18 protein-coding genes are annotated in these 13,295 nt (G+C 68.9%); 6 read left to right on the forward strand and 12 right to left on the reverse strand.

What is annotated here, in order from left to right:
- Positions 1-16: 16 nt before the first annotated feature.
- Positions 17-295: a MarR family transcriptional regulator gene (locus tag SM754_RS05215; protein WP_323675142.1), complete on the reverse strand. Its 279-nt coding sequence runs from the start codon at positions 293-295 to the stop codon at positions 17-19.
- A 276-nt stretch (positions 296-571) separates the two neighbouring features.
- Here SM754_RS05215 and pan1 point away from each other — a divergent pair, with 276 nt between their 5' ends.
- Together pan1 and SM754_RS05225 are read left to right on the forward strand one after the other, a co-directional pair.
- Positions 572-1,783: a proteasome-activating nucleotidase Pan1 gene (gene pan1, locus SM754_RS05220; RefSeq protein ID WP_323675143.1), complete on the forward strand. Its 1,212-nt coding sequence runs from the start codon at positions 572-574 to the stop codon at positions 1,781-1,783.
- A gap of 142 nt (positions 1,784-1,925) precedes the next feature.
- Entirely contained in the window at positions 1,926-2,831 is a 906-nt protein-coding gene (locus tag SM754_RS05225; protein ID WP_323675144.1) for an alpha/beta hydrolase, read from the forward strand.
- Positions 2,832-2,896: 65 nt separating this feature from the next.
- Here the strand turns inward: SM754_RS05225 and SM754_RS05230 are convergent, their stop codons facing one another.
- Positions 2,897-3,037 (reverse strand): hypothetical protein, encoded by a 141-nt coding sequence (locus SM754_RS05230; protein ID WP_323675145.1) that lies wholly within the window; start codon positions 3,035-3,037, stop codon positions 2,897-2,899.
- Between the two features lie 149 nt (positions 3,038-3,186).
- On the opposite strand from SM754_RS05230, the gene SM754_RS05235 reads away from it, so the two are divergent.
- Positions 3,187-3,744 (forward strand): GMP synthase subunit A, encoded by a 558-nt coding sequence (locus SM754_RS05235; protein WP_323675146.1) that lies wholly within the window; start codon positions 3,187-3,189, stop codon positions 3,742-3,744.
- 97 nt (positions 3,745-3,841) lie between these two features.
- Positions 3,842-5,788 (forward strand): DUF2070 family protein, encoded by a 1,947-nt coding sequence (locus tag SM754_RS05240; protein ID WP_323675147.1) that lies wholly within the window; start codon positions 3,842-3,844, stop codon positions 5,786-5,788.
- A gap of 6 nt (positions 5,789-5,794) precedes the next feature.
- Here the strand turns inward: SM754_RS05240 and SM754_RS05245 are convergent, their stop codons facing one another.
- The 10 genes from SM754_RS05245 to SM754_RS05290 all read right to left on the reverse strand — a co-directional run bounded on the left by SM754_RS05245 (position 5,795) and on the right by SM754_RS05290 (position 11,186).
- Positions 5,795-5,998: a hypothetical protein gene (locus tag SM754_RS05245; protein ID WP_323675148.1), complete on the reverse strand. Its 204-nt coding sequence runs from the start codon at positions 5,996-5,998 to the stop codon at positions 5,795-5,797.
- A gap of 104 nt (positions 5,999-6,102) precedes the next feature.
- Positions 6,103-6,354: a DUF3194 domain-containing protein gene (locus tag SM754_RS05250; protein WP_323675149.1), complete on the reverse strand. Its 252-nt coding sequence runs from the start codon at positions 6,352-6,354 to the stop codon at positions 6,103-6,105.
- 4 nt (positions 6,355-6,358) lie between these two features.
- Positions 6,359-6,742: a prefoldin subunit beta gene (locus SM754_RS05255; RefSeq protein ID WP_323675150.1), complete on the reverse strand. Its 384-nt coding sequence runs from the start codon at positions 6,740-6,742 to the stop codon at positions 6,359-6,361.
- A 215-nt stretch (positions 6,743-6,957) separates the two neighbouring features.
- A complete protein-coding gene (locus tag SM754_RS05260) occupies positions 6,958-7,857 on the reverse strand; it encodes a DUF7847 domain-containing protein (protein ID WP_323675151.1) in 900 nt (299 codons plus the stop codon).
- A 64-nt stretch (positions 7,858-7,921) separates the two neighbouring features.
- Positions 7,922-8,173 carry a KEOPS complex subunit Pcc1 gene (locus SM754_RS05265; RefSeq protein WP_323675152.1) on the reverse strand — a complete coding sequence of 84 codons (252 nt, stop codon included), beginning with the start codon at positions 8,171-8,173 and terminating at the stop codon, positions 7,922-7,924.
- 31 nt (positions 8,174-8,204) lie between these two features.
- Positions 8,205-8,339: a DNA-directed RNA polymerase subunit P gene (locus SM754_RS05270; protein ID WP_227134824.1), complete on the reverse strand. Its 135-nt coding sequence runs from the start codon at positions 8,337-8,339 to the stop codon at positions 8,205-8,207.
- The gene (locus SM754_RS05275; RefSeq protein WP_323675153.1) at positions 8,336-8,614 is read right to left on the reverse strand and encodes a 50S ribosomal protein L37ae; all 279 of its coding nucleotides are present in this window, start codon (positions 8,612-8,614) and stop codon (positions 8,336-8,338) included. Before SM754_RS05275 ends, SM754_RS05270 begins: the two co-directional genes overlap by 4 nt.
- A gap of 185 nt (positions 8,615-8,799) precedes the next feature.
- Positions 8,800-9,009, reverse strand: a complete 210-nt coding sequence (locus SM754_RS05280; RefSeq protein WP_323675154.1) for a hypothetical protein — start codon at positions 9,007-9,009, stop codon at positions 8,800-8,802.
- An 80-nt stretch (positions 9,010-9,089) separates the two neighbouring features.
- Positions 9,090-9,809: a DUF2103 domain-containing protein gene (locus tag SM754_RS05285; protein ID WP_323675155.1), complete on the reverse strand. Its 720-nt coding sequence runs from the start codon at positions 9,807-9,809 to the stop codon at positions 9,090-9,092.
- A 72-nt stretch (positions 9,810-9,881) separates the two neighbouring features.
- A complete protein-coding gene (locus tag SM754_RS05290; protein WP_323675156.1) occupies positions 9,882-11,186 on the reverse strand; it encodes an HAD family hydrolase in 1,305 nt (434 codons plus the stop codon).
- A gap of 323 nt (positions 11,187-11,509) precedes the next feature.
- On the opposite strand from SM754_RS05290, the gene SM754_RS05295 reads away from it, so the two are divergent.
- Entirely contained in the window at positions 11,510-12,577 is a 1,068-nt protein-coding gene (locus SM754_RS05295; RefSeq protein ID WP_323675157.1) for a glucose 1-dehydrogenase, read from the forward strand.
- Positions 12,574-13,215 (forward strand): transcriptional regulator GfcR, encoded by a 642-nt coding sequence (gfcR, locus tag SM754_RS05300; protein ID WP_323675158.1) that lies wholly within the window; start codon positions 12,574-12,576, stop codon positions 13,213-13,215. The genes SM754_RS05295 and gfcR overlap by 4 nt, the downstream gene beginning before the upstream one ends.
- Positions 13,216-13,295 lie beyond the last annotated feature (80 nt).

Consider the following 13,295-nt stretch of genomic DNA (forward strand, 5'->3'; position numbering starts at 1 on the left):
CTCCGGGTCCGCGCGCCTATTCGAGCTTGAGCGTGTAGATGCGCTTGCGGGCGTCGGAGAAGGAGAACCGCGAGTCGACGACGTGCTCGTCCTCGAGCCGGTTGAGCGCGTAGCGGACGGTGCGCGCGGGCAGGAGCGTCTCCTCGGCGAGCTGGCTCTGGGTCAGGGAGTCCTCGTACTCGAGGACCTTGGCGACGAGCTTCGCGCTCGGTGGCAGGTCGGTCACGTCGTCCCACGTGCCCGTCGGTTCTTCGTCGGCGTCGTCCTCGCGATGGTCGTAGACGTTCGTGCTCATCGTAGCACATCATAGCCCATACTCCCTAATAATACTAACCATGTCGTATTATTCTCTTGAGTAATATCGAGCACGGTCTGACGGTTGTTTATCTCGGAGTCGACCGACCCTCCGACCGCGGTGGAACTGCCTGTCCCCCACCGCCTGCCACGCTCTCGCGTCGACTCACTCCATCTGTCCCGTCTTCGCGGCGACGACCCTCTCATAGCACCGTCGCGAACCGCCTTTCTCAGTGCACCCGAAGCCTCTTAAGAATCAGTGCCTTACGAGTGGGTGATGACCGACACCGTGGACGACGTGGACTTCCCGTACGCGGAAGACGCGTCCAAGCAGGAGAAGATAAGCGCCCTGCAGGAGCGCCTCGAAGTCCTTGAGGCGCAGAACGAGGAGATGCGCGACAAACTCCTCGACGCCAACGCCGAGAACAACAAGTACCAGCAGAAGCTCGAGCGACTCACGCACGAGAACAAGAAACTCAAGCAGTCCCCGCTGTTCGTCGCCACCATCCAGGAGGTGAACGACGACGGCGTCATCATCAAGCAACACGGGAACAATCAGGAGGCCCTCACCGAGGTCACCGACGAGATGAAGGCCGACCTCGAACCGGACGACCGCGTCGCGGTCAACAACTCTCTCTCCATCGTCAAGGAACTCTCCAGCGAGACGGACGTCCGGGCGCGCGTCATGGAGGTCACGAAGAGCCCGGAGGTCGCGTACGAGGACATCGGCGGGCTCGAAGAGCAGATGCAGGAGGTCCGCGAGACCGTCGAGATGCCGCTCGAACACCCCGACATGTTCGTGGACGTCGGCATCGAACCGCCCAGCGGCGTGCTGCTGTACGGGCCGCCGGGGACGGGGAAGACGATGCTCGCGAAGGCGGTGGCGAACGAGACGGACGCGACGTTCATCAAGATGGCCGGGAGCGAACTCGTCCACAAGTTCATCGGTGAGGGCGCGAAGCTCGTCCGCGACCTCTTCGAGGTCGCTCGCGAGCACGAGCCCGCCGTCATCTTCATCGACGAGATCGACGCCATCGCCGCCAAGCGGACGGAGTCGAAGACCAGCGGTGACGCGGAGGTCCAGCGGACGATGATGCAGCTCCTCAGCGAGATGGACGGGTTCGAGGACCGCGGCGAGATCCGCATCATCGCCGCCACCAATCGCTTCGACATGCTCGACCGCGCCATCCTCCGCCCCGGTCGCTTCGACCGCCTCATCGAGGTGCCCAAGCCGGACGCCGAGGGTCGCGAGCTCATCTTCCAGATCCACACGCGGAACATGAACGTCGCCGACGACCTCGACTTCTCGGCGCTCGCGGAGGACACCGAGAACGCCTCCGGTGCGGACATCAAGGCGATCTGTACGGAGGCGGGGATGTTCGCGATTCGCGACGACCGCACCACGGTCCAGCGCAGCGACTTCGAGGAGGCGTGGGCGAAGATCCAGGCCGAGGACGAGGACGAGGAGATCTCGAAGACGTTCGCCTGAGACGGCCCGAAGCGGTTCACGCTGTTCTTCGCTGTCTCGGAGCTCGCTCGTTCACGTGTCGGGTTTCGTCTGACGGTTCGGGCGTTTCGTCTGTTGGGACACTTCACCCGGTTATTTGATTGCCGGTGCGACACGTCCAGTCATGACTTCGCGCACGACGACGGCTGTCCCGGCGACGGGTGATGGTGCGTTCTCGTGTCCCGGGGAGAGGGTGACCGTGGACGGTCGAGCGGTGACGTTCGCGTCGTTCGGCGACCCTGATGGGACGCCGGTGGTCGCGCTTCACGGGACGCCGGGGTCGAGAGCGTTCGGTGCGTTCCTCGACGCGCCGGCGCGCGAACGCGGCGTTCGCGTGCTCGCACCGGACCGACCGGGCGTCGGCGGGTCGGCGCGTGCGCCGGGTCGTTCCGTCGCCGACGGCGCGTCGTTCGTCGCGGGGTTCCTCGACGCGCTCGACCTCGACGCGGCGGGCGTCCTCGGGTTCTCCGGCGGCGGCCCGCACGCGCTCGCCTGTCCCGCGCTCGTGCCCGAGCGCGTCCACGGGACGGCGCTGCTCGCGAGTCCCGCACCGCCGAGTGCGGACGTCCCACAGGAACCGATGATCCGCGCGACGCACGCGCTCGCTCGCCACACGACGCTCGGGCTGTCGGTCGCGTGCCGCCTCCAGGCGGCGGTCGTCGGCCGCCAGGACGCCGACGCGGTACTGGACCTGTTCACGGCCGCGCCCGTCGCGGACGACGTCGTCGTCGGCGATGCCACCGTTCCCGACGTCCTCGAGACGGAACTCGAGCTGGCGCTGGAACGCGGCCATCGCGCGCTCGTCGACGACTACCGCGCGCTGGCGACCGACTGGGGGTTCGACGAGTATGCGGTCGGCCCGACCGTCCACGTCTTCCATGGCAGCGAGGACGGGAACGTCCACCCTGACGCCGGCGCGTACCTCGACCGCGTCCTCCCGGACACCCACCTGCATCGCGAGCCCGTCGACCACCTCGAACTCGTCCTCGAGCACGCCGGCGACGCGCTCGACGCCGCCGCTGGCCGATAGCGGACTGAGTCGTCGACCGTCGACGGTCGCGTGACAGAGCCGAGGACGGTCAGCCGGTCAGCCGGTCACCCGAGCACGTAGAAGAGACCGAACGGGACCCCGAACAGTAGGACGGTCATGACGGCGAGCAGGACGAGGTAGCCCGCGGCGGTCGCGCCCGCGGTGAACCACGTCGGGTGGTCGAACTCCGAGAGGTCGACGTTCATACGGCATCGGTGTGGCGCGGCCGACTTAGCCGTTGTCGTTACGGTCAGCACGTGCGTTCCAAACCGTTCCTCGTCGGAACGCGATGCTCGCCGTCTGGTCGCTGGCGCGTTCCGGACGGCTTTTGCCCGGGGGTCTCCTTTCGGCCGATATGACTCGGATCGTCGTGGTCGACAACCACGGACAGTTCACGCACCTCGAGCACCGCGCCCTCCGCGACATGGGCGTGGACACGGAGATCGTCGCCAACGAGACGCCGCCGTCGGAGGTCGACGCGGACGGCATCGTGCTCTCGGGCGGCCCCGACATGGACCGGCGCGGGCACTCGGACGACTACCTCGACGACGACCGGCCCGTCCTCGGCATCTGTCTCGGGATGCAGGTGATGGCGCACGCGCTCGACGGCGGTCGCGTCGGCAGCGGCGAGTACGGCGGGTACGCGGACGTCACCGTCGACGTCCTCGACGTCGACGACCCGCTCGTCGGCAGCCTCCACCCGGACACGCGGACGTGGGCGAGTCACGCCGACGAGGTGAAGCAGGTCCCCGACGGCTTCGAGCGCACCGCCGAGAGCGACGTGTGTGGCGTCGAAGCGATGAGCGACCCCGACCGCGGCCTCTACGGCGTCCAGTGGCATCCCGAGGTCGCGCACACCGAGGAGGGCGAGGAAGTGTTCGAGAACTTCGTCGCCATCTGCGAGGCGGAATAACGGCTCGAACGCGCCGTAACGACGCGAACGCGTCGCTTGTGGGCGTTCGTCGGTGGTTAGTTAGGCTTATCCCGTTCTGACGTTTCCAAGGGAACACATGACCGCGTCGCAGGGCGACCTCGCGAGCATGTCCCGGTTCATCTTCCGGGCACCGCGCTGGTACACCAGCTGGACGTTCGCCATCGTCGTCGGCGCACTCATCGGGTTCGGGGCGTTCGGCATCGACCCGGCCGGCTCGAACTTCGTCACGGACGCGGGACTCCTGGTCGCGCTCAACGACGCGTTCGAGGGCGTGTTCTTCATCGGCATCCCGACCATCCTCGCGAGCGCCGGGACGGCGTGGGTGGACCAGTGCCTCGGCGGGCAACTCAGCCACAATCGCGCCGCCCTCCTCGCACTCCTCTGCGAGGTCATCGTCGTCGGGTTCCTCGTCGTCGGCGGCGCCATCGCGCTCGCCTCCGAGACCCTCGGCGCCGGCTTCGTCTTCGACGTCCTCTTCCTCGGGCTGGCGAGCATCTTCGCGCTCCGGCTGTTCGTCATCACCGCCATCTCGCGGCATCGACCGCTCGTCGCCGCCATCCCCGCGAGCATCCAGACCGTCGCCGCCGCCGGCCTCCTGTTCGTGTACTCCGGGACGCTCTACTACCTCAGCACGCCCGACGGCGGGTTCCCCGAGCGGACGCTCGCGCAGTCGTTCCTCTTCCGCCCCGAGCACGCGCCCGTCGAACTCTCGTACGCGGTCGTCCCCGCGGACTTCGTCCTCCTCGCCGCGGTCTGTCTCCTCCACGGCGTCGCCGTCGTCGGCTTCCTGTACGCCATCGACCGGCCGTGGCGGGCGAACATGGGCGTCTCCGTCCTCGACTTCGTCGCCGGCTTCATCGGGCACATCGCGGAAGGGTCCACCGAACTCGAGGACTTCTTCGAGCAGGTCGGCGAGGAGGCGGTCGTCCCCGTCACCGTCACGTCGTTCCGCCGCATGGACGGCACCGAGAAGGCGCGCTGGGTGCTCCCGATGATACACCCGGGACCGATGGGCGAGATCGGTGGCGGGAACCTCCCCGAGCGCGTCGCGCGGGAATCCGACGGGCTCGCGTTCCCGCCGCACGCGACCGCCGGCCACGACTTCAACCTCGTCACGAGCCGCGAGGTCGACACCATCGTCGACCGCGCCGCCGACGCGTACGACGCGATCGAGTACCAGCGCGACGCGACCGAGAGCGTCCGCGCGGTCGAGGGGAACGCGAAGATCCTCGGGCAGGCGTTCGACGACGGCGCGCTCCTCGTCTCCACGCACAGCCCGGAGTACGCCGACGACGTGGACTACGCCGTCGGGTTGTCGTGCGCGTCGGAGGCGCGCGCCGGCGGGTTCGAGAACGTCCTGCTCGTCGACGCGCACAACTGCAACAACGGCCTCCAGGGCGAGGACCTCGGGCACGTCACGCCTGGGAGCGAGCGGTCGTTCGACATGATGCAGGCGTCGAAGGGCGCCGCGGCGGCGCTCGCGGACGCCGACCAGCACCCGCTCCGTCTCGGCACCGCGTGGGACGAGACCGAGTGGGGGCCCCTCGACGGCATCGGTCCGCTCGGCGTCCGCGTCGCCGTCACCGAGGTCGACGACCAACTGACGGCGTACGTCCTCGTCGACGGGAACAACATGGAGCCCGGACTCCGCGAACGCATCCTGAAGGCGCTCGGCGACCGCGTCGAGGACGCCGAGGTGATGACGACGGACACCCACATCGTGAACCAGGTCGAGGCGTCGAACCAGGTCGGCGAATCCATCGACCAGGACGCGCTCGTTCGCGTCATCCGGGGGCTCGTCGACGACGCCGTCGACGACCTCGAACCTGTCGAGGCCGGAATGGCAACCGAGCGCGCGACCGTCACCGTCTTCGGGAACGACCGCACTGAGACCCTCGCCAGTCACGCGAACGTCATGGTGAGTCTCGGCGGCGCGCTCGCGCTCCTCGTCACCGCCGGCACCGTCGCCCTCAGCCTCCTCGTCTTCCTCGTCACCAGCGGGACGCTCGGCGCCATCCTCTGACCGACGCTACCCGCCACCCGTCGCGTCCTCGTCGAGCAGCGAGACGGCCACCTGGTCCTTGACGCTGACGCCGACCGGGCTCGGGACCACTTTCGCCTCCACCATCACCCGGTTCGAGTTGCATCCGAACACGCCACCGGCGACGCACCCCGCCGCCGCGACGCCAACGGTCGCGACGCTCGTCGAGGTCACGTCACGGCGAGAACGCATCGGTCGCACGTCCGACACCACCAGTGAACACTTTCGAGGCCCGCTACCGGTCGCGGACCCGCGCCTATCCGGTTCGAAACGAGTGCGAGAGCGGCCGACGGCGACTACTGCTCGTCGTCCGCGTCCTCGAACAGGTCGTCGACAGCGCTCCGCGCGGCGAGCGTCGCGTCCTCCGCGACGGTCTCCTCGTCGACGTCGCTCTCGGGCGCGTGAATCCACACGTCGACCTCGAGCACGCCGTCCTCGAACGTCACCTGGACGTCGAAGTCCTGGACTGCCGAGCGCTTGAACCGGGAGAAAACCAGTCCCTCCGCCGCTTCCGCGGCCGCCTGCACGACCTCCTCGTCGCTGGGCATGCGCTTACGCGCCGCCAGCGCCGCCCATCGGGCCGCCGCCGCCGGCGCCACCGAGCATCTCCTGCAGCTCGCTCTGGAGCTCCTCGAACTGCGTCTGGACGCGCTCCTCCTGCTTCTCGAGGGTCTCGACGCGGATCTCGAGACTGGAGACCTTCTCGTCGAGCGAGTCGGCGGCGTCGTCGTACTCGGTCTGGACGAGGAGCTCGCCGACCTCGCGGTACATCGTCGTGTCCTCGTCGATGTCGTCGAGCTCGTCGAGCGCGGTCTGTGCCTCGGTGAGCGAGGACTCCGCCTGCTGCTTCTGGCGGGCGACCTGCTCGGCTGTCTCCTGAAGGTCCTGCAGTTCCTCAATCTTCTCCTGTGCCTCGGGCGGCAGATTGCCTTGCATACCCAGAGGCAGTACGTCCGGATTGAAAAACCCCCGCTTTCGAGCTTCGGAGGTGGTCGACGCCGAATCCGGCGCTTCCAGGCACGAGACGGCTACGAACGTCCGAATCGGGAACCGACGTCGTTCGGGGTCGGTGGTGGAATCGGTCAGCCGCTCCGAGCCGACAGTCGTGCGAGGCGGCCAGCGCTCTCCGCATCGACCGATGGTCGAGACACTCAGGGTGCGTCGTCCGGGTCGGTGCGCGTCGTGGGGTCGGGTCGGTCGTCGAACGTCGGGCCCGTTCGCTCGACGAGGTGCCGGTAGGCGTGCGTGGCGATGGCGATACGGAAGACGGCCGCGACGGCGCCCGCGAGGGCGGCGACGGCGAATCCGCCGGGGCGCTCGGCGACGGCCGCGGCGAGCGACCCGGTCCCCGTCGGGAGCGGGAGCGCGACGACGGTCGGGAGCGAGAACGCGAGCGTGACCGCGAGCACGCCGACGGCGACGAGGACGAGCGGGGTCCGGTTCCCGGCGGCGAGCGACCACGACCGCGTGAACGCCTCGACCGGGCCGTCTTCGTCGAGCGTCACCGCGTACGACGCGAAGTACACGCCGACGAGCACGTAACAGAACGGGACGAGGCCGACGAGCGCGAGGAACTCCGAGACCAGCGACGGCAGGAACAGCGTCGGTATCGCGGTGGCGGCGAGCACGAGCGCGGTGAGGACCGCGACGACGACGCGGTTCGCGAACACCGGCAGGAACCGTCGCGCGAAGTGCTCGACGGAGAGGTCGTCCGCGTCGTCGTCGGCGAACGCGCGGATGGCGCCGATGCGGGTCGCTTCGCCCGCGACGACGGAGGCGACGAACACCCAGACGGCGTCCGCGACCGACACGTCCGCGGCCCACGCCAGCTGTTCGCGCAACCGGTCGAACTCCGCCTGGACGTCCGCCGGCACCGTCCCCTGCTGTCGCGCCGCAGCCAGTACCGACTCGGCGAGCGCCAACCCCAGCGAGTCCACCGCCACGGACGCGAGCGAGCCGACGACCACGAACAGCGCGCCGAGCACGAGCGCCTTCCGCGAGAGGAACGCGTCGATACCGTCCTGGAACACCACCCGCGGCTCGATCGACATACCTCGAACGGCACGACCCGCCACGGAAAACCCGTCGCTTTCGCGGGACGCCTCGAAGCAGCCGTCAGGCGAGCGCGGCCGTCCGCTCGGCGACCATCGCGAGCCGCAACCACGTGTTCGTCGCCGCACGGAGCGCGGTCATGTCACGCGCTTCGACCGTGAACGCGACCGTCCGCCCGTCCCGGGAGACGGCCGTCTCGGAGCGCTCGTCGTCGATCTCGCCGACCTCGCGTCCGACGCTGCGCTCGACGAGTCGAGCCAGGGACTCGTCGTCGTAGGAGAGTTCGAGAACGGTCTCGTGAGGGAACGCGGTCATCGCCCGTCGCTGGCCGCCGCGACCATCCGCGTTACTGGACGGGGACGGTCTTGACGTCCTGACTGCGTTCCTTCAGCAGCACGCGGTGCCCGCAGTACGGACAGCGCACGCCACCGTAGCCGTCGAGCGACACGTCGCGCTTGCACCGCGAGCACTTGTAGCTCATTCGCCCTGCTCCTCGAGCGCGGCGCGGATGGAGCGACGGACGCCCTTCCCGCCGGGCGTCTCGGGGCTGTACGTGCCGCCGGCGAACTTGTGCCCGCAGCGCTGGCACTGCCAGATGCCGGTGCCCTGCCGGTCGACGGCGTCGGTGCCGCAGTCCGGGCAGGCGTGGTCGTCGTTCATGTCCGCTTCGATCTCCATGACGCGGCGGCGGGCCACGCGCCCGTACCGGGCGCCGAATCGGCCCGCACTACCGGTGCGTCCCTGTTTCTTGGCCATGTTACTCGCTGATACCGCTACGGCACAGTTAAACCTGTTGAGTCGAACCGGCGACGACCGGCGTGGGAACCGCCCGCAAGCGCCGAACTGCTGTCGGTCGCTGCGTCCGATGGCGACCGATAGGCGCGTCGCCTGCGGCGCCGGCGGCGGCGGGTTGGCGCATCGGTTGCGGTGCCCGGTGGCGGTCACGCCTCGATGGCGTTCGCGGTGAGGACCTCGTAGCAGATGAGGGCGAGGGCGCCGACGAGCGCGACGGCGAACAGGGGGAGGGTCGCGAGGGCGTCGGCGGCCCGGCCGCCGGACTCGGCGACGGCGGCGGTCGCGCGGTCCGCGAACAGGCCCGTGACGACGATGCCGGGGATGGCCGCGAGCACGATGTCTGCTCGACGCATCACGTCTAATTAGATGTAATTACCCTTCAAAGGTCTTGTGGACGACACGAATCGTGCAGGCGGTCGCCCGCGCCAAATCGACGTCAACGCAGCTCTTCGTCGTCGAGCGCGGCGTTCAGGTCGTCGCGCACGCGCTCGCCGGTGTCGCGGTCGCCCGCGGTCGTGACGATGCGGTTCTCCTGGACGCTCGAACCGTCCCGCACCAGCAGGCGGACGTTCCCGTGCTCGTCCGCGCGCGTCACCTTCGCGGTGATGCTCGCTTGGGACCCCCGGCCGCTCGCGTCGATGGGGCCGGGGATGACCTTCTTCACGTGCGGGTACGCGGCGACCGTCTGGATGGCGCGCATCCCCGTGCGGCCGCCGACGAGCGTCGAGTGCGACCCGCCGATCTTCTCCAGGGGTGCCGCGTCCACCGTCTCCAGCGCCGTCTCGCCGCGACTCCCGATGGCGGCTTCGACGGGGTCGTCGCCGTCGACGCGGAAGAACTCGAAGTGACTCTGCGCGCGCACCGACTGGATGACGTCGCGGTCGCCCGCCGCGTACACCGCCTCCGGGCGCTTGCGCCGTATCTCGTCGGCGACCCGACCCGCGAAGTTCCGCAACTCGACGACGCCCGTCTCCGCACCGTCCTCGGGCGTCGTCGTCACCGTCGTCCGCCCCACGACCGCCTCCTCGTCGAGCATCACGACCTCCGCGCGGTCACGCGCCGCGTCGAGGACGACGCCGTCCGCGTTCGCGGTCCGGCACTCGAGACAGAAGTCTCCGGGCTTCTCGAGCTCCATACCGCACCGCGAGCATCGCATGCGTCGAACTTGGGCGCTCCCACGGAAAAGGGGTGCGTTCCGGTCGGTCGGCGACCGACCCCGGGGTCCCGGTCAGTCGTCGAGTCGCGCGAGCAACGCCATCACGTACACGGTGCGGAGCATCGTCGCGCTCGCGCCGCGGTCGAACACGAGCTCGTCGGTCTCGAGGACGTGCTCCAGGACGTCGCCGGAGGCGTGTTCGGGGGCGGCGGCAATCCCGGCGTCGTGCTCGGCGACCCACTGCATGACCCGGAGGTCGCTCTTCGAGTCTCCCATGACGAGCGAGAACGGGTCCGCGACGTCGAGGACGTCGAGCGCGGCCTCGACGCCGACGACCTTGTTCAGTTCGAGACTCCCGATCTCGGCGGCGTCGGCCTCGTAGTACGCAACGTCGATGCGTTCGAAGACCGCCACGACGGCGTCGGGGACGTCGTCGACGTCGATGTCCGGGAACCCGCCGACGGTCTCGAGGACGCTCCGTATCTCGGGGTCCGCGGCCGCGTAGAACCGGCGTGCCCACGCCGCGGCGGGCGCGAGGTCGTCTGCGTCCGCGGTCCAGTTCTCGTAGGACTCGACGTCGTCCTCGGGGGTCGGGTGGCCGTCGACGACGTCCGCGACGACGTCGCCGAGGAGGTCGAGCTCGTACACGAGCGCGTCGTCGATGACCTCGCGAGCGCGCTTGCTCCCCGTCTCGAAGTTCGGCTTGAGCGTGACGTTGAACTCGTTCCCCTGGAGGTGCGTGCCCCGCCGCAGGTGGTCGGGCGCTTCGGAGAGGACCCGCGAGCGCACGTCGTCGAACACCGCACGGATGTCGTCGCCGAGGTCCTCGTAGAGGAGTTGCTTGGTGTCCGCGCCGTGCCCGGGCGTGAACACGCCCGTCCCGGCCTCGTAGACCACGGAGAGGTCGCCCGAGTGCACGAGTTCGCTCCCGAGCCCCTGCGTGATGAAGCCCTTCACGTTCTCGAGGGTCTGGCCCGTGCAGATGACGATGGGGATGCCGGCCTCGTGGAACTCCGTCAGGACGTGCAGGGTGTCGCGCGGGATCTCGTTGTCCGTGTTCCCCGCGGACCGCAGGGTCTCGTCGACGTCGAGGACGAGGACGTTCGGCGCGCGGTCGTACCGACGCAGGAGGTCGAGGGCGGTGAACGCCTGGTCGCGGCTGGCGACGGACGCGACCTCGGCGAACGTCTCACCGGCACTGAAGCGCTCGCGGACCTCGGCCTTCCGGCGGTCGAGTTCGTCGTTCGCGGTCTGCCAGTGGTCGAGTGCGACGCGGGAGTCGACGGCGGGGAAGACGTCGACGAACTCCTGGTAGTCCCGGAGCGTCCCGGTCTCGAACTCCTCGTAGAGGGCGTACAGTTCGTCGTACAGTTCCATACCGGAAGCGCGCCCGCCGTCGGGTTAAGCGTGGCCCCGACCCCGTCCGTGACGGTAAGCGTATCACCGACGCAGCATCCGTGCCGAGACGGCCGACCGTCGACTGCGGCGATGCTGGGTGTCCGTGGGAGAGTCCGGGGAGTGGCGTCCCCGGAGAGAGGGGAGAGTTGCGGTGGGTGGTGGCTGGCACGGAATCTTGCTGGGCCTGCCGAGCGGACTGTGGCACGGGTTCGCTCGGCGTCGACAGGTGGACACCCACCGGCGTTCACAACTTTACTCGGGGGAGAATAAATCTTTTGACGGTGGGCTGCATTGGGAACGGTATGCACGCAATCGCAGTTCGCCGCGGCGAGGACGAGCCCGTCGTCCTCGAGAAACCACGGCCCGAACCAGGACCCGGCGAGGCCCTGGTCCGAACGCTCCGCGTCGGCATCGACGGTACCGACCACGAGGTCATCGAGGGAAGTCACGGCGGGTTCCCCGAGGGCGAGGACCACCTCGTCCTCGGCCACGAGGCGGTCGGCGTCGTCGAGGACCCGAACGGCACCGACCTGGAGAGCGGCGACGTCGTCGTCCCGACCGTCCGCCGACGTCCGAACGGGGAGAACGAGTACTTCGCACGCGGCGAACCCGACTACGCCCCCGACGGCCAGTACGTCGAACGCGGCATCGTCGGCGCGCACGGCTTCATGAGCGAGTACTTCACGAGCCCCGCCGAGTACCTCGTCGAGATCCCCGACGAACTCGTCGACCTCGGGTTCCTCGTCGAACCCGCGAGCATCAGCGAGAAGGCGTTCGACCTCGCGTTCGCCTCCCGCTCGGCGTTCGACTGGCAGCCAGATACCGCCGCCGTCCTCGGCAACGGGAGTCTCGGGCTCCTCACGCTCGCGATGCTCGACGCGAGCGACCGCTTCGACCGCCTCTACTGTCTCGGTCGCCGCGACCGCCCGGACCCCACCATCGACCTCATCGACGACCTCGGCGGGACGTACGTCGACTCGCGCGAGACGCCCGTCGACGAGATACCCGACGCGCACGAACCCCTCGACTTCGTGTACGAGGCCACGGGGTTCGCGAAGCACGCGTTCCAGACCGTCGACGCGCTCGCGCCGAACGGCGTCGGCGCCCTCCTCGGCGTCCCCGGCGACTGGGAGTTCGAGGTCGACGGCGGTCGGGTGCATCGCGAACTCGTCCTCCACAACAAGGCGCTCGTCGGGAGCGTCAACTCCGGCGTCAGCGACTTCGAGGCCGGCGTCGACAGCCTCCTCTCCCTCGACGACGCGTTCCTCGACGACCTCGTCACCGGCGTGTACGGCCTCGACGAACTCGACGCGGCGTTCGCCACCGACGACAGCACTATAAAAACGGCCGTCGAATTCGGGCGTAGATGAAGAACGTCGACGACCTCATCGAGAGTGCAGCCGAACTCGCCGACCGCGGCCTGAGCAAGGGCGAGATCGCGGACGAACTGAACGTGTCACGCGAGACCGCGAGCTGGCTCGTGGAACGCTCGGGCGCGTCGCCCGCCGCCGACACCGACTCGACCGACGGCCCGAGCGGCCCGCACGACATCCACGTCGACTGGTCCGCCATCGGCCGGGACTCCTGGCGGCTGTCGACGATGTCCGCCGCGATGGCCGACCTCCTCGAGAAGGAAGGCGAGTCCGTGGACCTCACCATCGGCATCGAGAAGGCCGGTGCGCCCATCGCGACCAGCATCGCGCGGGAACTGGACACGGACCTGGCGACGTACGCACCCCGGAAGCACCAGTGGGACGAGGGCGACCTCGACGACCTCGGCGGCTCGTTCTCGCGGAACTTCGCGCAGATTCGAGGCCGCGAGTGCTACGTCGTCGACGACATCATCACGAGCGGGACGACGCTCACGGAGACCATCGAGGCCGTCAAGGAACAGGGCGGGAAGCCCGTCGCCGCGTGCGTCCTCGTCGACAAACAGGGCCACGACGAGATAGACGGCGTCCCCGTCTACTCGCTGCTGCAGGTGTTGCGCGTCGGGAACGACGAGTGACGACGCGCGCCTGAATCGCCACGGACCGCGCCCGCAGAGCTGCTTCTCCCGTGGTATCAGTTATCACACGTTCGTCCGGC

Origin of the sequence: Halorubellus amylolyticus, assembly GCF_034808145.1 — an archaeon.
GTDB lineage: Archaea > Halobacteriota > Halobacteria > Halobacteriales > Natrialbaceae > Halorubellus.